Here is a 19,420-nt window from a genome sequence, read left to right on the forward strand (position 1 = left end):
TAGCTGCGCTCTGTGTCCAGGCTTGGGCGGCCAAGATTGGCGCTCCGCATCCGCTGGGCAATGTCGAAGACGTCGGAGAGGAAGAAATCGGTGGCATCGACCATCAAGGTCCCGTTGCGCGCTTCCTGGATTTCGAAGGCGGCCAGGACCGAGCGGGGGAAGGACTGCTCAACAGAGCGCTGCAACTGTTCATTGTCGCCCAGCGCCCGGTGATCGGTGTTGTCATCCACCAGCAGCACGCGGTTTCCGCGCCGCTTGAAGCGCACCAACGTCTCGTGGCCCATCTGGCCCCGATCCAACAGTGGGCCGGAGGTGCCCAGGCCCGCTGCCAGGTTGTTGGTGTAGATCAGCGGCTCATCCAGGTCTCGCACTTCCAGCAGCACCCGGCCGGTGTCTGCTTCGTAATGCACCGGCAGCATGGTTTCCTCCGCCATGACGGGCCCTGACAAGATCATCACGGCCAGGCAGGTCACGGATATCAAGTAACGCGAGGCTTTCATGGGGGATCTCCAACTGTCTGCCAAAAGCCCTGAGCATAGCGCATCTGGTAAGTTATCCGCATGCCTAATCATTCAGAGTCTCCATTGAATCCGTCGTCGCCAGGAAGAGTGGCTGGTTTGAGTACCTTATTTGTTGCCCTCGCTGCCCTGTGTTGGGGCTTGTCTGGCGGCATAGGCGGGATTCTCACCGGCGATGGCTGGGACCCGGTGGTGGTTTCCTTTTATCGGGGGGCGATCGGTTTTGTCTTCGTTCTGTCCTGGCTGGCCCTGCGGCCGCAAGGGAGTGGCCTGGGTAACAAGAAACTCTGGCTGTGGTCCCTGCTGGCCGGCCTGGGGGTGGCGGGGAATTTCTCCTTTTATTTTATGAGCATCGCCGAGGGAAGCGTGGCGGTGGCGGCAACCCTGATGTATTGCGCGCCGGTCTTTGTCTATCTCGTTTCCTTCACCCTGAAGCTGGAGCAGCCCACGCTGTTCAAGTGGGTTGCCATCGTCATGGTGTTGTTCGGTGTGGTACTGCTTACCGGTATCTACGGCGTGGGTGCCGGGGAGGTGACGGCGATTGCCGCTGGCGCCGGTCTGCTTTCCGGCCTGTCCTACGCGGTTTTCATCTTTGGGTTCAAATGCGCCGCACCCCATGGCAGCCCTCAAGCGATTCTGGTGATTGCCTTTGCCGTCATGGCAATCATTCTCTTTCTCCTCGGTGATCCAGAGCAGACCGTCGATGTGCTCAGCACCTCGAGCTGGCCGCTATTTCTGATCCTGGGGGTTATTGGTGCGGGCCTGTCGTTCATTTTTTACATTATCGGCCTGAATCACACTGCTCCCGCCGTCGCCTCCATTGTGGCCATGGTGGAGCCGGTCACCGCCTCGCTGTTTGGCGTGGTGATTCTGGATCAGAGCCTGGGTCTGGTTCAGGTCTTGGGTATGGTCCTGATCCTGGTCACGGTGACCGCTTTGAGCGTGTACTCCAATTCTCGAGGCAAGCCCCTTCCTCCAGCGCGCTAGACGGTTTCTCCCTGATGCAGTCGGTCCAGAAAACCGCTGGCCTCCTCGATGATGGTCTTGCGCTTCTCCGCATCCATCTTGTCCCAGTTGCGGTACATGGTGGCCATGCGGGGGTTGGCTTCGAAGCGCTTCCGGTGTCGGTTGAGAAAATGCCAGTAAATCACGTTGAAGGGGCAGGCCTTGTCGCCGGTTTTGTGGGTGACTTGGTAAGGGCAGCTCTGGCAGTAGTTGGACATTCGGTTGATATAGGCCCCGGAGCTGACATAGGGCTTGGAGGCGAAAAGGCCGCCGTCGGCAAATTGGGACATACCGGCGGTATTCGGGGCTTCGACCCATTCATAGGCATCGGCATAGACGGCCAGATACCATTCCTGGACCTGTGCCGGGTCGATGCCGGCGAGGAGGGCGAAATTGCCGGTAATCATCAGCCGCTGGATGTGATGGGCATAGGCCAGTGATTCGGTTTGGCCGATGGCCTCGGCCATGCAATGCATATGGGTCTTGGCACCCCAGTACATGGGGGGCAGGTCCTTATCGTGTTTCAGGGCATTGCGCTTGCTGTAATCCGGGCCTTCAAGGAAGTAAATGCCGCGGACAAATTCCCTCCAGCCGATGATCTGACGGATGAAGCCTTCCACCGAATTGATGGGTGCCTGGCCCTGATGATAGGCGGCCTCGGCGGCCTGGCAGACTTCCAACGGGTCCAGCAGACCCGCATTGAGATAAGGGCTTAATACTGAGTGGTAGAGGTAGGGCTCGCCAGTGAGCATGGCATCCTGGTAGCGGCCGAAGTCCGGCAAGGCGTGCCGGATGAAGTGATCCAGGACCTTGAGTGCCCCTTTACGGTCGGTATGGAAATTGAAGGGGCGCAGGGTGCCGAAGTTGTCGGCGAATCGCTCCTCGACCAATGCCAGTACTGCATCCAGGGTGTTGTCCGAGCCGGGCGCGGGAGGCTGCCGGCGAAACAGATCTTCGCTGGCTGCTTTTCGATTGTCGTGATCGAAATTCCATTTGCCGCCGACGGGTTTATTGCCCTCCATGAGCAGGCCGGTGTGGCGTCGCATTGTGCGATAGAAATGCTCCATGCGCAGGGTCTTGCGACCGCGCGCCCAGTCAGCGAAGGCCTGGCGGCTGCAGAGGAAGCGATCGTCCTCAAGCAGTTTCAGATCCAGAGGGCTGGCCTCCAGGGCCTGGAGCAGGCGCCACTCTCCGGGCTCGGTGGCCAGGACCTGCCGGGTTTCGAATTCCCGGGCCCGGCGCCCGAGTTCATCGGGGATGGAGCCGGTATTGTCGGGGTCATCCAGGCGGGTGTAGGCCACGGTCCAACCCTGCTGCTCCAGATGGCTGGCGAATTTGCGCATTGCCGTCAGGGTGAAGGCGATCTTCTTGGGGTGGTGGGCGACATAGCCGGTTTCGCTATCCACCTCGGCCATGACAACCACATCATGACGTTGGTCGGCCGCCTTGAGTGCTGCCATTCTTTCACTCAGTTGGTCCCCCAGAATCAGAACCAGCCTCACCACGGAATTGTCTCCCCGGCCCAGTCAAAGAACCCCCCGGAGTCATTTCGACTCAGGCCGGTGATGACAGCCAGCAGGTTCTTGGCTGCTGTCTCCGGTGTGACCGAGGGGTGACGGCCGAGATAGGGCTTGGTCAGCCTGCTGGCAACCGTGCCGGGGTGCAGGGCTACGCAAATGGCCTGCTTTCGGCTGCGGCCGAGTTCGATCGCGGCGCCGTGGATGATCATGTTCAGGGCAGCCTTGGCGGCACGATAGCTGTACCATCCCCCGGCGCGGTTATCGCCAATGGAACCCACCCGGGCGGAGAGGGCGGCCAGCACCGCCGGCTCGTCTTTGGCCAACAGGGGAAGCGCGTGTTTGATCGCCAGGGCCGGGCCCACGGCATTGACCAGAAACAGTGCCGTGAGCGCTTCCCGATTCAGTTGTCTGAGGGTCTTCTCGGGCCGGTGGTCGTCGACCTGCAGGGCGCCGGTGGTGATCAGGATGCGGTGGAAGGGCCCGCTGAGGTTCCTGAAGTGCGCCTGGATGGAATCCTCATCGGTAATGTCCAGCCCATGCTCGGACCGGGAGAGGCCAGTCACGGCATGGCCTTCGGCTGCCAGGGCCTTGGTCAGGGCACTGCCAATGCCGCCGGAGGCACCAATCACCAGGGCGTTCTTCATAAGACCGACTCCTGTTGCCAGATGTTTTGGGTCCGCTTTCCCGACCGGCATCCGGCTGTGGAATATATGGTTTGTACAGGTATTGTATGCTAATGTTGTGCAAATTGTCCATCAGCGGTTCCCGAACTGGAGTTGCCCCATGAGCGAGCAAGCGACTGTCAGGCTGGTCTATGCCAGCCGGGCCACATTTGAGCCCCAGAAGAATGCCAACGGCATTGAGCCCAACGTGGCCAGAATCCTGATGCAGTCCCGGCGCAATAATGCCCGCGACCGCATTGGCGGGGTTCTGCATTTTGGTGATGGCTATTTCTTCCAGTGCCTGGAGGGTGAGCGGGGCCTGGTGAATAAGGTCTATCAGCGGATCGGGGAGGACCCTCGCCACGAGGATGTGCGGCTATTGCAGATGGAGCAGGTGGATGAGCGGAAGTTCCTCGACTGGTCCATGAAGTACGTTGCGATTGAAAGCCAGGTCCAGCGCTTGCTGGATCAGTATGGGCTGTCGGCATTTCGGCCCTATGAGTTCAACAAGCAAATGATTCACGGGCTACTGCAGGCCTGTGTCGCCGCCGAAGACCCCAGCCGAGCAGAGATACCGGATTCGCCGGTGGCTAACCGGCCCAGACAATCCGGTGGTGGTTTCTTTCGACGCCTGCTGGGTCGTGGCTGAGCTGTCCGGGAGGAGGTGATCAGCCATGACCCAGACGACAGTCAGCAGCCGTGGTAGGCCTCGGCGTAGTCGCTGTCAAAACAGTCGATCAAGCGATCGAGCATGGGCAGGTTGGGTGGCCAGGGCATGTCCACCGGGTTGCCGAGGGTATCGACTGGAGCGAATTCTTCGGGCTCGGGAACGTCCGCCAGTCTCTCCCTTGCGGCCTTGAGGGCCTTTCGGTCGCCCTCCAGAAAGGCGATTGTGCCGTCCACATAAAAGTTCCAGCCGCCTCGATCCTCGTCGTTACGGTAGGTCTGCTCAATCAGCGGGATGGCTTTTTCGGTCTGGCCGGCCTGGGCCCGCATCTGGCCTTCGTGGAACAGCAGGATAGGGGCGTCGTTATCATGGTGACGCCGGTAGTCCCGGATGAGATCAGCCGCTTCTTCCGTGCAACCGGCCCGATGCAGAGTGCGCCATCCACCCTCCATGTCCTGATCGAAGGCATTCTGGTCAAGGGCCATCATGGCATCATGATCGTAGTCACATGAGGGCGCGGAAAGCGCGCTCAGCAGCAGGAGGAGAGTGGACAGCATGGTTTTGTACTCTGAGATGTCGGTGTCTTTGAGTATCTCTGCTTTTAGGTGCAGCCAGACATCGACTTAATCCGATTCGGATGTAAACTCGAACTCCGTTTCCACCAGCACAGGTTTAGCCTCAGTGTCGTCTTCCCAATGAAATTGCCACTGGCTTACGGAGTCCAGCACGGCGGCATTGAAAACGCCACTGGGTTGCGCCTCAGCAACTTTCGCACGTGAGACTTCTCCGTTCTCTTCGACCCGCATCAGTACCTTGATTGACCCGGTGGGCAGGAGTTCACGTGCTTCTTTGCTCATTCGCACGGGAGCTGAATCAACTGCTGCAAACACAGGATCGCTCATTTCAAGCTGTTCCAGCGCTTTGTCATCTTCCGATAGTGGGTCGGGGCGATTCTTACCATCACCGAAGTGGACAAAATCGATGGTTTGAGCCACTCGGACCGATTGCGCATTCGTAGCGTCATCCGGCTGGTAGCGCCATTGCTGGACGGCCCGGATCGCAGCACGATCGAAAATTCCCTCCGGCGTGGATTCCATGACCTCGATGTGGGTGACCTGACCATCGGCGTCGATCACCAGCCCCATTGTCACTGAGCCGGAGATACCCTTTGTGAGGGCGCTCCTAGGCCATTCGGGCGCAACCCTTGTTATTTCAGCGAAATAAGAGTTCGGATCTTCAACCTTTGGCAGCGCCTTTTTTTCCTCCGGAATAAAGGTTTCCGGCGAGCTGGCGCAGGCGCTCATGAGAGCGATAAGGCCAACGGCGAATGCAGGACGGAATACAGATTGCTGGCTCATACGGGGTCCCCCTCCCTAAGGATCTATTATTCAATCTGCCACCATGGGGCATCATGGCCCTGGCGGACTCTGACGAGAATCGAGATTGGAATTTACTGGGCCTTTTGGGATTTTGTCAACGGGAGGCCGAGAGCTCCGCGCCCAGAGTGCAGGTTTGGAAAAAGACCTGATTGCTGCCTTAGGGAATGAAAAGGGCCGCGGCAGTCTCGCCGCGGCCCAGTCATCAGTACTGAGGTGAATCAGAAACGACGGTATTGGATGACCCGGGGTGAAATGGAGATGGGGTCACCTTCTTCGTTCAAGTTGTCGATCCGTTCCAGCAGGGAGACCCAGTCACCGTCGTCATGCAGCAAGGTCCAGCTTCGGACCATGGTCAGGTAGCAATCGACCTCCTGGGAATCGTCACAAATGGATTCCCGGCCCCACCAGACCGGACCGTCATCCCGCGGTTGCGCCCAGGCTTCCAATACGAGACGCCCGTTATCGAAGCGGTAATCGACTTCGTAATCAATGCCCAGTACTTCGTCGGTTGCTTTCTCGATGTAACGGATGCTGCCCCAGCCATCTTCTCTGAGATCGACGGCGAAGGCATAGTCACCCGCCGTTTGGTAATCCCACTGGACAAACAATTCACTGGCAAAGGTCTCATCCAGCCCGCCATTGGCGCTTTGTGGAGCGTTCATGGAGCGAATGGAGCGGGCCTCACCATTGCTGTTTGTGGACAGGACCCTGGAGCGCCAGACGGGGAGGTGCTGTTCCGCCTTCAACGCAATTTCATGGACTGTGCCGCTGCCAAACTCGATCTGCAGCCAGCCGCTGTCGCTCAAGGACCAGTTAAAGGCCCCGGATTCGCTGGCTTCGCCGACCCCGCCGCTGGTGAAGGTCATCAGCTCGTCGCCATACCACGCCTCGCCACCGACAAGCGCGGGGAAATCGCCCGGAATGCCCCAGGTCTGATCAGCGATGTCGGCTTCCTCGAAGGCCATGAGCTGGTCCAGGTGGTGGCCGTAAAGGTCTGTCCGGAAATCCACCTCAATGCTTTCCCGGTCGGGATCGTCCGGGAATTCCCGGGTGCCGGCCTGGCTGACGGAGACGATGTCCATGCCGTCTTCTTCGGCCACCAGTGAGGCCTCGAATTCACTGAGACTCGTGACGCAGGCGGTTTGATAGGAATTGCCTTCATCGTCTTCGACCCAGCAAAAGGCTGCCGTGGTGAGTTCTCCGTCAAGATTCACTTCCAGCATGCCGTCGACGACTTCCCACTGGAAAGTGACCGAATCCACGTGATTGGAGTAGAGGCCAGTCCCATCCTCTTTCGAAGCGGAACTGAGTGCCGGTGATGATATTGGGCTCCGGGCCGGTGATACCGAACCAGTCATTGGGTATCTCATCTTCGTCGATTCCCTGTACCAGGTCCTCGTCGGAGAGGATCTCACCAATGGCATTGTCGATACTGTCCGGATCGTTCTCCAGAACCTGCTCCTCATAGCTCTTTCGGCTTTCCTCTTCCTCAATCAGGCTGCTGGTGTCATCACTGCCCACCAGGGCCAATCCCGCCTGCGCCAGGGAAGCACCTGCTGCCGGGACAATGGTTCGATCCGGGTCTTCCACGGCAAGCAGGATCAACGCCGACGAGCGCAGTAGCAGGTTGGCCGACAGGCGGTCCCGCAGCGCTGTCCGTTCAGCCTCGGTTTCCGGTGCCTGACCATCGTTCTGCCAGCGCATCAGGGCGGCGTTGGCGGTACTCACATTGGTGATATTGACCCCCACGTTCTGTTCCCGGGTCAGAAGCCCGTCGTTGGTGGCAAGGGCCTGCAGTCGATTCATGTCACCAAGGTAGGACTGGAAGAGGATGAAACCATCCGTTGGGTCAGTGGCTTTAAGGCTCACCATTTCATCCGGTTCACGAATGCTGAGGCGCAGGCTGTACATGCCCTGTTCGTCGCTTCTGGCCTCATAGAGTGTTTCGCCCACCTGCGCCTCGATATCGGCATCGGCAATGATCGGGCCGGCGACCCGGCCAATCATCTGGATGGCCCCATGACAGGAAACGGCGATGTCGCTGACGTCGGCACCGGCGATCGTTCCTTCGGTGTTTTCCAGGTCACAGTTCTGGGCCGGCGCTTCCGGCAGGACCTGCGTGGCAACACTGTAACTCTCACCGTCCTCAAGCTGCGTGGCGAACTCAAATGGGCCATCCGAATCGATGGTCAATGACTCCGCATCATTGAGTCTCAGGATGAGCTGGTCTCCGCTCAGTCCGATGACTTCCCCGGCGACGGCAAAGACGGCTTCGCCATCCGGATCACCAGAGTCGCCACCATCGTCGCTGCTCGAACTGGAACTATTGCAGGCAGCGAGGGGAAGGACCAGGACAAGGGAATACAGACCTATGCGTGGATTGAATGGGGACATTGTCAACCTCCTTGGAGTGTTTTCAGACTGCCCGACTTCCTATTCCGTGACGGAAAATGAGAGGGACGTATGGATAAGCTAGGCTGGCGGGCGCCCCGGCGCATCACCCATATAGGTGAACTCTGGCGAGAAATTTTCGAGGTTGGCGGCTGGGTGGGGCAGGCCGCTGAGAGGGATGCGGTGCTAGCTTGTGGAGTCGGAGGGGCTGGCGGAGATATTCCAGGGTTTGCCGGTCAGCAGGCGTATCAGTTCGGACTGGCGCCCGGTGCCGCTCTTGGTGAGTACTCTCTTTAGGTGGCTACGCAGGGTTTCCCGCGACAGCTGCCAGTGATCGCTGAGCTCGGACAGTTCGTGACCCTGGGCCAGGGCACAGGCCAGTCGGGCCTCGGCCGCTGTAAGGCCGTAAAGACTCATGAGAATGTCGCGATTGACCAGGCCTGCGTCCGCCAGGTTGCTCAGGAGCCAGACGGTTTGCACATCAGGCCATGGACCCTCCAGGCCCATCGGGCCGGGTCTGGCTGGCGTGGCCACCACCAGAATGTGGGGTCGGCCCGCTTCATGTTGGAGCAGTATTGCCTCCGGGGTAGGCGGTTGGGAAAGGGCGATCCGGTTTTTGACAGTCTCGAGCATGCCCCGGAAGCGCTTGCGGTCTCTGGGGTGGGTCACCCTGATATGGCCTGTATCAGCCATCAGGCCATGACGTTGTTGAAGAATCTCCTCGGCCTTGTCGTTCTTGTGGACAATGCGATGCTCCCCGTCGAGTAGCACTACACCCACGGACAGGGCATTAAGGGTATGTTCGGCAGCATTGACCTGTTGCCGGGTGAGCCTCAAGAGCTGGCCCATGTTCACGGCCCGCTGGATATGGGGGACCAGGCGGCGCATATAGTTTTTGTCTTCCTGGTCAAACGGTCCAGCGGCCAGGTGTCGCTGGACTGCGAACTTGAAAACACAGTCCTCGGTGCGCACGGCAATACCGCCACAGACGTGATAATTCTCCTGGGGCCGCATGTAATCAGCGAAAAATTCGTTGTTACGGAGTTCCCGGGGTGTGAATAGCTGTTCGGATGTGGCGATGAATCCGGCCGGGACGGTCTTGAGTACATCGAGGAAGATGTCGTGCTTGATTTAGTACTCGCTGTGAGCTCGCTGCAGCGCCGGGTCCAGGTTGTAGTGAATGTTGCTGCGAATGGCGGTGTTGCGTTCATCGATGCCCCGGATGATGCCTGACTTGGCATTCAGGGTCTGGGCCAGGTCAACGATGAAACCCTGCCAGTGGTCCGGGTCGGTGGCGGCGGTGTAGATAGACTCCACCTGGCTCGAAAATCTATCGATGTCGTGGGTCGATCTCATGGCCGCCCCTTCACTGCGACGGACTCTGGTCAAAGGTATCCAGGACCTGGTCCCAGCGCTCAAACAAGGCGAAATGGGCGCTGTCTGCCCATTGATTCAGTGGGATACCACCAAGGTGCGCTGACAGCCATTGGCCCATGGCAATCGGCGCATTCAGGTCTCGGCTGCCATGCCAGAGGTGGACCGGGCAATTCGGTGCTTTGGGCGTGATGCCCCAGTCCGATGTCAGTGCCTGGGCGTCCGCCAGCATGCCTTCCAGGCCGGGCCGCAGACATTCGGTGAGGCTTGCGGCGTAGGCACTGGTACCCGTTTTTTCGAAAATGGCCTGGTCTTCCGGCGGTGCGCCGGCCAGAAGCAGGTCCAAGGGGGTGTCGGTGGATTCGAGACCGTCGTTGAGCATGGCGAGAAAGGCCTCGGCATCGCTACCGGCCAGTTGCCAGAATTGTTGCAGTGATTCCGGCATGCCCACCGTGGTGGCATCCGAGAATGGCGCAAGACTGCTGACCAGGCCCAGTCGGTTAATGCGTTCCGGTAGGCGCAGGGCGGCAGCCAGGGCATGGGGGCCGCCGCCGGAAAAGCCGAGAAGGCCAGTCTGGTCGAGTGCCAAGTGGTCCAGCAGGGCGGCCAGGTCGTCGGCAAAATCGGCAAGGGTACGGCCCGGGGAAGGGGAGCTTGCACCGTAGCCGGGGCGGTCCGGCACGATCACCCGCAAACCGAAAATCGCGGCCAGATCGGCCGCCGGGGCAAATTCCCAGCGTGATCCCGGCGTTCCATGGCAGTAGACGATGCCTCTGCCGTCGGCGAGGCCATATTCCGACCAGCCAAGTTGCCGATCAGCGGCAAGGCGCAGGGTGTGGTGGTTCCCGTACTGATGCCCGGTCATACTGACTCCCTTCACCGGGTTTGCTAAAGCCCGGAAACGATCCCCTCCTTCTTTTTACATATTAGACCTGCCGGGGCCTTGCTGCCACTCAAAATCGGCTTGAGGCGGGGATGTAACTCTTGGTTTGGTCCCGAGGGGCGTCAAGTCAGGTCCTTAGCTTGCGCTGAGCGCGGCTTGCCATCTTTCACCTTGGCTCCAGCCGGCCTCATGTCTGGTCGTCACTGAGGCTCCTGGTTGCCGGGGCGATATTGGAACTTGCCTGCCGGCCCGTTGTCGTCTTGCGGTCATCCGTGAGTTCCGGGAGGATGGGTTGCCATTGCCCGTCTGGAATCCCGACTTTGTGGTGTCCTATGCATAAACTGCCTGGCTCTTTCTCCCCTGTCTGTTTCCCTGTTCTTTTGCTGCTTGGGCTGTTCCTGACAGCCTGTGGACCGTCCGGTGATTCATCCAATGGTCTGTCCGAGCGGGATCTGCGTGATGCCGACTCGGCCGAGGGCCTGTTCACGGTGCATCAAATCGATGAGCGGATCCTTTTTGAGATTCCCCAGGACATGCTCGGGCGCGAGATGGCGGTGATGAGCCGTTATGCCAAGGCCCAGGAAGGGCTGGCGGCCCGTGGCGGCGGGGATCGCATGACCGAGAATATGGTGGTGCAGTGGGAGCGGCGCGGTGACCGTGTTGTGCTTCGCAGTCAGAGCCATGCCAATACCGCTGATCCGGATTCCCCCCTGGCCCTGGCCGTCGCCAATTCGAATTTCTCGCCGGTCGTTGCCAGTTTCCCGGTGGAGATGGAGCGACAGGGACGGGCGGTGATTGATGTCACTGAAATGTATCTGGGAGATCATCCGGCCTTCTCCTTTCCCCGCCAACGCCGGGATGATCTGGGTATCCGACAGTTTGATGCGGAGCGAAGCTGGCTGGAGTGGAGCCGGGCTTTTCCCGGGAACATCGAGATTCGGGCCGTGCGCAGTTATGACGCGGAGAATCCGCCCTCCAATCGTCGGGGCGGTACGGTTTCCTTCGAGATCAACCACTCCATGATCCTGCTGCCGGAGGAACCCATGATGCCCCGCCTGGCGGATGAGCGGGTTACCTACATTACCCAGCAGCAGACCGATTATTCCCGGGATTTCCAGGGGGTGCGGCCCTATGAATACCTGCGCCGCTACCGTCTGGAGCCCAAGGACATGGAGGCATTCAAGCGCGGTGAGCTGGTGGAGCCCAAGGAGCCCATCGTCTGGTATATCGACCCGGCGACGCCGGAGAAGTGGGTGCCTTACTTCAAGGCCGGGATCATGGAGTGGGAGTCGGCCTTTGAAAAAGCCGGCTTCAAGAATGCGGTGGATGTGAAGCTGGCACCCACCGAGGAAGAAGACCCGGAGTTCAGTCTGCTGGACGCCCGCTACAACGTGATTCGCTACGTGGCCACCCCGGTACGCTCGGCCAACGCCGGCGGTGATGTGGTGGACCCCCGTTCCGGTGAGGTGATCCGCGGTCACATGAATATGTACCACGGTCTGGATGAGCGCTTGCGTTGGTGGCTGGTGTCTCAGGTGGCCACCGCCAACCCCCGCTTCCGAACCACTGAACTGAGTGAAGAGGATCTCGGCGAGGCCCTGCGCTATGTGGTCTCCCATGAAATGGCCCATGCCATGGGGCTGCCCCATAACCAGCGGGCCAATTTTGTGTACCCGGTGGAGAGTCTGCGCGACCCGGATTTCGTGGAAGAGTGGGGCCATTCGGCTTCATCAGTCGGGCGTACTCGTTATAACTACATCGCTCAGCCCGGTGACGACGTGTCCCCGGAGCGCCGCATCGGTCTGTGGGATGAGTTCGCCATCATGTGGGGCTATCGGCCGATCCCGGAAGCCACCACGCCGGAAGAGGAACTGGAAACCCTCAATGAATGGATCGTCGAGCGGGCGGACAAGCCCTGGTTCCGTTCCGCCCATCCGCAGTTTGGCATGGACGTGGAATGGGACCCTTACCGCATGACCGAGGGTATTTCCGATGATCCGGTGAAAGCGGCTGAGTACGGCATGCGCAATTTGCGCGAGGCCACCCGCAATCTGCGTGAGTGGCTTTTGAAGGCCGGCGATGACTACTACGAGCTGGAAACCCATTACCTGCAGAATCTGACCCAATGGAATCGCTACGCCGAGCATGCCGCAGCGGCCGTGGGCGGCTCCTGGACCCACCACAAGCGAGTTGGCGAGGAGGGCGCGGTTTATACCCCCATCGATCCCGACTACCAGCGCAAGGCCATGGCCTTCATCGACGAGCATGTCCTCAGCACGCCGGAGTGGGCACTGGACATGGAAACCCTGCGTCGCTTGGAGCACGCCGGCGCGGTGGAGCGTATTCGGGCCTATCAGGAACTGGCCGTGCAGCGACTGCTAAATCATGCCCGCCTGGCTCGGATGATCGAGCACGAGGCCTTCCTGGGCGATGAAACCTATCGGCCCACCGATATGTTGGATGATGCCCGGGCCATGATCTGGCGGGAGTTGAGCGAAGGTGAGGCCATCAACACCTGGCGGCGCAACATGCAGCGAGCCTACCTGGAACAGGCCCAATACCTGTTGCAGCAGGCCGAGTCCGAGCACTGGCAGCCGCCTGCTTCCGGCAATCTCCGGGTGGGCAGGAATGACGACCCGCCCTTGAATGCGGATCTGCACATCAGCCAGTCGGATATCCGGCCCTTAGTCCGTGAACAACTGGCTTTACTGGCTGATGAGATCGCTTCCTTTCTGGATAATGGAGTGAAAGACCGGATGACCCGAATTCATCTGCAGGATGCCCAGCGGCGCATTGAGCGGGCCTTGCGCTAGATACAGGGTCTGGAAGGCTGGTTCTGCACTTGGATTTGAGGGGCCTGCAACCCGGAAAATAGCGGTAGCATAGACCATGATACTGATTGCCATGATTTGAAGTCCGAAATCGAGGGGGAAGGGAAGTGAGCCGGAATTTGATTGCTGGGGGCTTGTGTTTCTTGTTGCTGTTTGCAGCCAATGGTGTCCGTGCCACCGATATTTTTGTTGGGGGCGGTATTCTGGACGGCGGTGCCGGTACCCAGGATGATGACTGGAATCTTTTCTCTGCCCGCGATTTCAGGGGCACGGGCGGATGGGTATCGGTCGGTGCTATCGATCGGGATCTGCGCTTCTACGGCACGCTTGGTCGATTGCCATTTGATGATGCCGATCTGACTGTGGCGACCTTCGCTGGTGATTATGTCTTTGCCTACGGTGATGTGCTAAGGCCCTATATTGGGCTGTCCGCCGGCTATGGGCGGCAAAAGTGGACAGAGAACGTGCCCTTCGATGAGGACCGCATGGCCATGTTCGATGGTGAGAGCGGGGAGGGCTTTATCTTTGGCTTTCAGGCTGGTGTGCTGCTCGAGTTCAACCGACATTGGCAGATGGATATCGGTGGGCGGGGTTACTATTCAAGAATCAGCAGTTCGGCTGTGATCGAAGGCTTTGATGTGGCGCATCAGAGACTGGAGACGCTCAACTTCATGCATGTTTCCCTGTACTACCAGTTTTGATCCTGGGTTCTTCATTGAAAGCCGTCAATCTGTTGGCTTTTTTCCGGTTTGCAGGCAGGTGATGGCCCGCTCCAGGCCTTCCACGGTCAGGGGGAACATTCGCCCGTCAAGCAGCTCCCGCACCATGCCAATGCTGTAAGTCCGTTCCCAGTCTTCTTCGGGTACCGGGTTGAGCCAGATCAGGCGTTCAAAACGCTGTTTGATCTTCTCGAAGGAGGCCGCTCCCGGCTCCGGGTTCATGAAGTCGATGGCACCGAAGGGGGCGGCAATTTCGTAGGGCGACATGGAGGCATCACCGACGAAGATCGCCTTGTAGTCGGGGCCGTAGGTGTTGAGGATCTCATCCAGTGGGGTGAGATTGTCGTGGCGCAGCTCGTTAGCCTGCCAGAGATGCTCGTAGATGAAGTTGTGGAAATAGTAGTGCTCCAGGTGCTTGAACTCGGCACGGCATGCGGTGAATAGGGCTTCGGAAAGCTGGACGTGATCGTCCATGGAACCGCCTACATCAAAAAAACTCAGGACCTTGACGGCATTGTGCCGTTCCGGTCGGGTGCGGATGTCCAGCAGGCCGGCATTGCGGGCCGTGTCCCGGATGGTGGCATCCAGGTCCAGCTCTTCCCGGGCCCCGCTGCGGGCGAAGCGTCGCAACTTGCGCAGGGCGAGCTGGATGTTGCGGCTGCCGATTTCGGATTCGTCGTCCAGGTTTCGATATCGACGCTGCTCCCAGACCTTGACCGCCCGGCGATGGCGGCCCGGTCCACCGATGCGGATGCCTTCCGGGTTGTAACCGCCATGGCCGAAGGGGCTGGTCCCGCCGGTACCGATCCAGCGGTTGCCGCCCTCGTGCCGCCCGGTTTGTTCATTGAGCCGTTCTTCCAGGGCCTTCATCAGGGCTTCCAGCCCGCCAAAGGCCTCGATCTGGCGCTTCTCCTCTTCGGAGAAATGCCGGTCCAGTTCCAGGCGCAGCCAGTCCTCGGGGAATTCGCCGCCGAGCGGGTCGGGCATGGCCTCCAGGCCTTCCTGGAAATGGGCAAAGGCCTGATCAAAACGGTCAAAGCGGGTCTCGTCCTTCACCAGGGTCATGCGGCTCAGGTGATAGAAGGCATCCATGTCACAAGCGGCAAGGTTGGCCTCCATCACCTCATGCAAGGCAATAAGATCCTTGGGGGTGACGGGGAGCCCGTGCTGGCGCAGGGTTGTGAAAAAACGGATGAGCATGGGCGGCAGTGGCACTCAGGCGCGGCGGCTCATGAAGGCCAGGCGCTCCAGCAGTTGCACGTCCTGTTCGTTCTTTACCAGGGCACCATAGAGGGGTGGCAGGGCCTCGCGGATGTCACCGCCTTTCAGGGCCTTGGCCGCAAGCTGGTCGCTGACCAGCAGTTTGAGCCAATCCAGTAGTTCGGAGGTGGAGGGCGGCTTTTTCAGGCCTGGCACCTCGCGGACCTGAAAGAACATGCGCAGGGCATCGCTTATCAGCTTTGATTCAATGTCCGGGAAATGGACGTCAATGATGGCCTTGAGGGTGTCCGCGTCCGGAAACTCGATGTAATGGAAGAAACAGCGGCGCAGAAAGGCGTCCGGCAGTTCCTTCTCATTGTTCGAGGTGATGATCACCACGGGCCGATGCCGGGCGCGGATGGTCTCGCCGGTCTCGTAGACATGGAACTCCATTCGGTCCAGTTCCACCAGCAGGTCATTGGGAAATTCGATGTCGGCCTTGTCGATTTCATCGATCAGTAGAACGGCCCGCCGTTGGCTGGCGAAGGCCTCCCAGAGCTTGCCGGGGCGGATGTAGTTGTTGACGTCGTGGACCCGGTCATCGCCGAGCTGAGAGTCCCGCAGGCGGGAGACCGCATCGTATTCGTAGAGGCCTTGCTGGGCGCGAGTGGTGGATTTGATGTGCCACTGAATCAGGGGCATGTCCAGACCCCTGGCGATCTCCTCGGCCAGCAGGGTCTTGCCCGTGCCGGGCTCGCCCTTGACCAGCAGGGGGCGCTCCAGGGTCATGGCGGCGTTGACGGCCAGTTGCAGCTTGTCGTCGGCGATATAGCGCGCGGATCCCTTGAATCCGGTCATCGGGGGCCTCCAGGAAGTAGGGTATTCGGCGGAGGGCGCAGTGTACCCAATCCGGCCCGGGAGACCCAGGGATTCACCGGCCGGTGGCACTGAAAATGACGCTTGACCGGGCGCATTAGCTGATCTGCTGTATTATCTATGTAAATCACCTGATTGTTCGAGGAGAAAGGAAGATGGAAGCAATGCGTGCTGCCCTGCTGAGCGGGCTGTTGGCAATTTCTCTGGGTCTCGGCGGTTGTGCCCTGGTGATTGGCAATGAGATGGGCAATACCGGCTGGGACGAGGCCTATCCGGCGGATTTCAAGGAGCAGAGCCGGAGTGACCGGGCCATGAGCCAGGCCGTTCAGGCTGCCCTCAACCGGGATGCCGAAACCCGCCGGGCGGGTATTCGGGCCCGCAGCCGGGACGGGGAAGTCCTGCTGTTGGGCCGGACCGGTGATCCTGACGTGGTCAGCCACGCTCTGCGAGTATCGCTTGAGGTGGAAGGCGTGGAGCAGGTCACCAGCCGGATCGAACTGACCGGCAGTCGCTAGGGAGGCAGGGATAATGAAGACGATTCAATGGAGTGTGGGCAAGGTACTGTTGTTGCTTATTGCCCTTGTTCTCGCGGCTGGCGGTGTGTTCGGCTACAAGCTGGTCTGGGGCAAGCCCTTCAGTGTTGACCATTTCTATGAGCGGGTTTTCATCCGCTTTGCCTTGCAAGACCCGGAGATGCTGACTCAGCTTGGCATTCTTGAGGGGACGCCGCTACGGGGTCATAACCGGCGTCTGACCGATGTGTCGGTGGAGCGGCAGAAGGCCCAGGTGGACCGGGCCATTCGGGATATGGAGATCCTGCGCTCCTACAGCCGGGATCGGATGACAGAGCAGCAGCGCCTGTCCGCCGACATCCTGGAATGGTTCATGGACACCAATCTGGCTGCAAGGGAGTTCATGTTTCACAACTTCCCGGTGAACCAGATGTTTGGTGTTCAGAACAATCTCCCGGAGTTCATGATTGAAACGCATCGCATCGATGATCAGCGCGGCGCGGAGGATTACGTCATTCGCCTGACGCGTTTCCCCGAAAAGTTCGGCCAGGTGATAGTAGGTCTGGATTACCGGCTGGAGCGGGACATTATCCCGCCACGCTTTGTTGTGGATCGTGTGCTGACCGAAATGAATGGCTTCATTGAGCCCGATGTGGAAAGCAACGAACTCTATACCCACCTCGCTGACAGCCTGGATGATCTGGAAGAACTGTCCGAAGAAGATCGTCAGGCGATTCTTCAGGGTGCCCGTGAAGCCCTTCAGGTGGATGTCTATCCTGCCTACCGGGACTTGATTGCCTGGTTCGAGGCAGTTCGCCCGCAGACGAGTGAAGCGGTGGGCGCCTGGACATTGCCCGATGGCGACCGCTTCTATCGCCATATGCTGCGCAGCAATACCACAACCGATATGAGCCCGGCCGAGGTCCATGAGCTGGGCCTGGAACAGGTGGACTCCATCCTATCGGAAATGGACGCCATACTGCGGGAGCAGGGCTATGAAGATGGCACGGTGGGCGAGCGCATGGATCGCCTGGCAGCCGAAGACCGTTTCCTCTATCCGGACACGGACGCGGGTCGGGAGCAGATCATTGCCGATTACCAGGCCATGGTCGATGCCCTGGAAAAGGAAATGTCACCCTATTTCGGCCGCCTCCCTAAAGCCTCGGTTGAGGTCCGACGGGTGCCCGAGTTCCGGGAGGCGACAGCAGCCGGCGCCTACTATCGGCCGCCGCCCATGGGTGGTGGCCGGCCGGGCGTGTTCTATGCCAATTTGCGTGACGTTGCCGAGGTGCCCAAGTTCGGCATGCACACCCTTGCCGTGCATGAGGCCATTCCCGGCCACCATTTCCAGATTGCCCTGCAGATGGAGATGGAAGGCCTGCCCACTTTCAGAAGTTTCCCGCTGTTCAGTGCCTACACCGAAGGCTGGGCCCTGTATGCCGAGCGCCTGGTGGATGAAATGGACCTGTATGAGGATAACTACGAGCGCCTCGGCATGCTCCAGGCGCAGCTATTCCGGGCGGTTCGTCTGGTAGTGGATGCCGGCCTGCACTACAAGCGCTGGACCCGCGAGGAGGCCATTGATTACATGTTTGAAACCACCGGCATGCCCCGTGGCGATGTCGTGGCCGAGGTGGAGCGCTATGTGGTAATGCCGGGACAGGCCTGCAGCTACATGGTGGGCATGCTGCATATCCAATCCCTTCGCGACCGCGCCGAGCAAGACCTGGGGGAGCATTTCGAACTCTCCGACTTTCATGATGTAGTCCTGGGCAACGGTGCCATGCCCCTGTCGTTGTTGAGCAAACAGGTAGATGCCTGGATCGAGGCATCGCAGGGCGACTGAAGGAGAAAGCGAGGCAGACTTGTGCAATACGACCGTATTGGACGCTGCCCGATTATTCACTGCTGGCAAGGCTTAAGCGCTAGTCAAGTGGCTGATTGCCGAGAAAACCCGGGCTCCGCATCTAGCAGAGCCCGGTTCCTTCTTTCAATGTTCTTCCAGACGGATGTGGCCGCTGAAGCTCTGGAGGCGGACACTCAGGGAGCCAGCACCGTCCTGGAATTCCAGGGTGTTGCCGGGGCCCTGCCTGCTCCGGACAGCTTCCCCGCCCAGTTCACTCTCAATCTGCCCACTGTGACTGCGGGCAGTCAGGTTAAGAGGCAGACCGCTGGGGAGGGCCAGGCGAATTTCACCACTATGGCTCTGGGCCTCGATACTGGCACGTTGCTCGGGCTTCAGACTGGCGTGGAGTGCTGCCGATACGGTTTGCAGCCTGGCACTCCGGATATCCCGGCCTTCAATCTCGATGACGCCGGACACATTCTCAGCCTCAACCCGGCCCTGAAGATCCCTGGCCAGAACGCGGCCACTGACCGAACGCAATCGGTTTTCTTCCTGACCGCTGCCTTTTAGGTGGATATCCCCACTGACGGTAGCCAGATCCAGGCGGGCCGGGCGGGCGTCCACGTTCAGGTCACCGCTGACAGCTTTCAATGACAGTCGCTCACCCTCAAGTCCGCGGACGGCGAATCCTCCGCTCACCACGCGGCCTTGCAGGGATATACCTTTAGGGACAGTCAAATTCAATGTGGTCCCATTGACCTGCGTGTTGCTGCTCTCATCCTTGGGCCGAAGATTGATTACCCAGGCATCACGATCGCCCCGGATCTCCAATTCCTCCACTTCCTCGCCCAGTTTGCCTGTGAGCCGAAACTCGTCGGTGTTTTCAGCCTGTATATTGATCTGGCCGACCATGGCATTGATATTTACCCGCGCATCAGCAGCTATGGGCCGTGATTCCTGCACGGGCTCGGCTAATGTGGCTGTGCTAAATAACAGGAGCGTCAGCACAATCCAGAAAAGCATCAGGGTTCTCATGG

At 59.6% G+C, this 19,420-nt stretch carries 19 protein-coding genes; 6 read left to right on the plus strand and 13 right to left on the minus strand.

Annotation, left to right across the window (positions count from 1 at the left end; all coding sequences use genetic code 11):
* Positions 1-500 (minus strand): DUF5117 domain-containing protein (locus tag VCB98_RS01105; RefSeq protein ID WP_346049596.1); only part of this gene is annotated, 500 nt, incomplete at its 3' end.
* A 60-nt stretch (positions 501-560) separates the two neighbouring features.
* Between VCB98_RS01105 and VCB98_RS01110 the strand changes: the two genes are divergently transcribed.
* Positions 561-1,505: a DMT family transporter gene (locus tag VCB98_RS01110; RefSeq protein WP_346049598.1), complete on the plus strand. Its 945-nt coding sequence runs from the start codon at positions 561-563 to the stop codon at positions 1,503-1,505.
* On the opposite strand, the gene VCB98_RS01115 is transcribed toward VCB98_RS01110, so the two are convergent.
* Complete coding sequence (locus tag VCB98_RS01115) at positions 1,502-3,028, minus strand: cryptochrome/photolyase family protein (RefSeq protein ID WP_346049600.1); 1,527 nt, start codon at positions 3,026-3,028, stop codon at positions 1,502-1,504. The two genes, VCB98_RS01110 and VCB98_RS01115, sit on opposite strands and share 4 nt — an antisense overlap.
* Entirely contained in the window at positions 3,022-3,687 is a 666-nt protein-coding gene (locus tag VCB98_RS01120) for an SDR family NAD(P)-dependent oxidoreductase (protein ID WP_346049602.1), read from the minus strand. Before VCB98_RS01120 ends, VCB98_RS01115 begins: the two co-directional genes overlap by 7 nt.
* A 139-nt stretch (positions 3,688-3,826) precedes the next feature.
* Here VCB98_RS01120 and VCB98_RS01125 point away from each other — a divergent pair, with 139 nt between their 5' ends.
* Positions 3,827-4,354, plus strand: a complete 528-nt coding sequence (locus tag VCB98_RS01125) for a BLUF domain-containing protein (RefSeq protein WP_346049604.1) — start codon at positions 3,827-3,829, stop codon at positions 4,352-4,354.
* A gap of 41 nt (positions 4,355-4,395) precedes the next feature.
* On the opposite strand, the gene VCB98_RS01130 is transcribed toward VCB98_RS01125, so the two are convergent.
* The 7 genes from VCB98_RS01130 to VCB98_RS01160 form a co-directional block, all read right to left on the minus strand.
* Positions 4,396-4,929 (minus strand): hypothetical protein, encoded by a 534-nt coding sequence (locus tag VCB98_RS01130; protein WP_346049606.1) that lies wholly within the window; start codon positions 4,927-4,929, stop codon positions 4,396-4,398.
* Positions 4,930-4,995: 66 nt separating this feature from the next.
* On the minus strand, positions 4,996-5,730 hold the full coding sequence (locus VCB98_RS01135; protein ID WP_346049608.1) for an energy transducer TonB: 735 nt from the start codon (positions 5,728-5,730) through the stop codon (positions 4,996-4,998).
* Between the two features lie 239 nt (positions 5,731-5,969).
* A complete protein-coding gene (locus VCB98_RS01140; protein ID WP_346049610.1) occupies positions 5,970-6,974 on the minus strand; it encodes a hypothetical protein in 1,005 nt (334 codons plus the stop codon).
* The gene (locus tag VCB98_RS01145) at positions 6,955-8,145 is read right to left on the minus strand and encodes a hypothetical protein (protein WP_346049612.1); all 1,191 of its coding nucleotides are present in this window, start codon (positions 8,143-8,145) and stop codon (positions 6,955-6,957) included. The genes VCB98_RS01140 and VCB98_RS01145 overlap by 20 nt, the downstream gene beginning before the upstream one ends.
* Positions 8,146-8,328: 183 nt before the next feature.
* Positions 8,329-9,156 (minus strand): helix-turn-helix transcriptional regulator, encoded by an 828-nt coding sequence (locus tag VCB98_RS01150; protein ID WP_346049614.1) that lies wholly within the window; start codon positions 9,154-9,156, stop codon positions 8,329-8,331.
* Between the two features lie 117 nt (positions 9,157-9,273).
* Entirely contained in the window at positions 9,274-9,498 is a 225-nt protein-coding gene (locus VCB98_RS01155; protein WP_346049616.1) for a hypothetical protein, read from the minus strand.
* Positions 9,499-9,508: 10 nt separating this feature from the next.
* Positions 9,509-10,381 (minus strand): alpha/beta fold hydrolase, encoded by an 873-nt coding sequence (locus tag VCB98_RS01160; RefSeq protein ID WP_346049618.1) that lies wholly within the window; start codon positions 10,379-10,381, stop codon positions 9,509-9,511.
* 350 nt (positions 10,382-10,731) lie between these two features.
* On the opposite strand from VCB98_RS01160, the gene VCB98_RS01165 reads away from it, so the two are divergent.
* Positions 10,732-13,212 carry a zinc-dependent metalloprotease gene (locus tag VCB98_RS01165; RefSeq protein ID WP_346049620.1) on the plus strand — a complete coding sequence of 827 codons (2,481 nt, stop codon included), beginning with the start codon at positions 10,732-10,734 and terminating at the stop codon, positions 13,210-13,212.
* A gap of 125 nt (positions 13,213-13,337) precedes the next feature.
* Positions 13,338-13,931: a hypothetical protein gene (locus VCB98_RS01170; RefSeq protein ID WP_346049622.1), complete on the plus strand. Its 594-nt coding sequence runs from the start codon at positions 13,338-13,340 to the stop codon at positions 13,929-13,931.
* A gap of 24 nt (positions 13,932-13,955) precedes the next feature.
* Here the strand turns inward: VCB98_RS01170 and VCB98_RS01175 are convergent, their stop codons facing one another.
* Entirely contained in the window at positions 13,956-15,149 is a 1,194-nt protein-coding gene (locus VCB98_RS01175) for a vWA domain-containing protein (RefSeq protein ID WP_346049624.1), read from the minus strand.
* Between the two features lie 15 nt (positions 15,150-15,164).
* Positions 15,165-16,007, minus strand: coding sequence for an AAA family ATPase (locus VCB98_RS01180; RefSeq protein ID WP_346049626.1), 843 nt, complete (start codon positions 16,005-16,007; stop codon positions 15,165-15,167).
* Between the two features lie 173 nt (positions 16,008-16,180).
* On the opposite strand from VCB98_RS01180, the gene VCB98_RS01185 reads away from it, so the two are divergent.
* Positions 16,181-16,540 (plus strand): BON domain-containing protein, encoded by a 360-nt coding sequence (locus tag VCB98_RS01185; RefSeq protein WP_346049628.1) that lies wholly within the window; start codon positions 16,181-16,183, stop codon positions 16,538-16,540.
* 13 nt (positions 16,541-16,553) lie between these two features.
* The gene (locus VCB98_RS01190) at positions 16,554-18,383 is read left to right on the plus strand and encodes a DUF885 domain-containing protein (protein WP_346049630.1); all 1,830 of its coding nucleotides are present in this window, start codon (positions 16,554-16,556) and stop codon (positions 18,381-18,383) included.
* 144 nt (positions 18,384-18,527) lie between these two features.
* On the opposite strand, the gene VCB98_RS01195 is transcribed toward VCB98_RS01190, so the two are convergent.
* Positions 18,528-19,418, minus strand: a complete 891-nt coding sequence (locus VCB98_RS01195; protein ID WP_346049632.1) for a DUF4097 family beta strand repeat-containing protein — start codon at positions 19,416-19,418, stop codon at positions 18,528-18,530.
* Between the last annotated feature and the right edge of the window lie 2 nt (positions 19,419-19,420).

Origin of the sequence: Natronospira elongata (assembly GCF_034931365.1) — a bacterium.
GTDB lineage: Bacteria > Pseudomonadota > Gammaproteobacteria > Natronospirales > Natronospiraceae > Natronospira > Natronospira elongata.

Bases quoted from the DNA above. Each gene is read 5' to 3' on its own strand.
- VCB98_RS01120 (WP_346049602.1), bottom strand. From the start codon at position 3,687: ATGAAGAACGCCCTGGTGATTGGTGCCTCCGGCGGCATTGGCAGTGCC.
- VCB98_RS01190 (WP_346049630.1), top strand. From the start codon at position 16,554: ATGAAGACGATTCAATGGAGTGTGGGCAAGGTACTGTTGTTGCTTATT.
- VCB98_RS01125 (WP_346049604.1), top strand. From the start codon at position 3,827: ATGAGCGAGCAAGCGACTGTCAGGCTGGTCTATGCCAGCCGGGCCACA.
- VCB98_RS01165 (WP_346049620.1), top strand. From the start codon at position 10,732: ATGCATAAACTGCCTGGCTCTTTCTCCCCTGTCTGTTTCCCTGTTCTT.
- VCB98_RS01130 (WP_346049606.1), bottom strand. From the start codon at position 4,929: ATGCTGTCCACTCTCCTCCTGCTGCTGAGCGCGCTTTCCGCGCCCTCA.
- VCB98_RS01195 (WP_346049632.1), bottom strand. From the start codon at position 19,418: ATGAGAACCCTGATGCTTTTCTGGATTGTGCTGACGCTCCTGTTATTT.
- VCB98_RS01145 (WP_346049612.1), bottom strand. From the start codon at position 8,145: ATGTCCCCATTCAATCCACGCATAGGTCTGTATTCCCTTGTCCTGGTC.
- VCB98_RS01185 (WP_346049628.1), top strand. From the start codon at position 16,181: ATGGAAGCAATGCGTGCTGCCCTGCTGAGCGGGCTGTTGGCAATTTCT.
- VCB98_RS01140 (WP_346049610.1), bottom strand. From the start codon at position 6,974: ATGCTGGAAGTGAATCTTGACGGAGAACTCACCACGGCAGCCTTTTGC.
- VCB98_RS01155 (WP_346049616.1), bottom strand. From the start codon at position 9,498: ATGAGATCGACCCACGACATCGATAGATTTTCGAGCCAGGTGGAGTCT.
- VCB98_RS01180 (WP_346049626.1), bottom strand. From the start codon at position 16,007: ATGACCGGATTCAAGGGATCCGCGCGCTATATCGCCGACGACAAGCTG.
- VCB98_RS01110 (WP_346049598.1), top strand. From the start codon at position 561: ATGCCTAATCATTCAGAGTCTCCATTGAATCCGTCGTCGCCAGGAAGA.
- VCB98_RS01135 (WP_346049608.1), bottom strand. From the start codon at position 5,730: ATGAGCCAGCAATCTGTATTCCGTCCTGCATTCGCCGTTGGCCTTATC.
- VCB98_RS01160 (WP_346049618.1), bottom strand. From the start codon at position 10,381: ATGACCGGGCATCAGTACGGGAACCACCACACCCTGCGCCTTGCCGCT.
- VCB98_RS01150 (WP_346049614.1), bottom strand. From the start codon at position 9,156: ATGCGGCCCCAGGAGAATTATCACGTCTGTGGCGGTATTGCCGTGCGC.
- VCB98_RS01175 (WP_346049624.1), bottom strand. From the start codon at position 15,149: ATGCTCATCCGTTTTTTCACAACCCTGCGCCAGCACGGGCTCCCCGTC.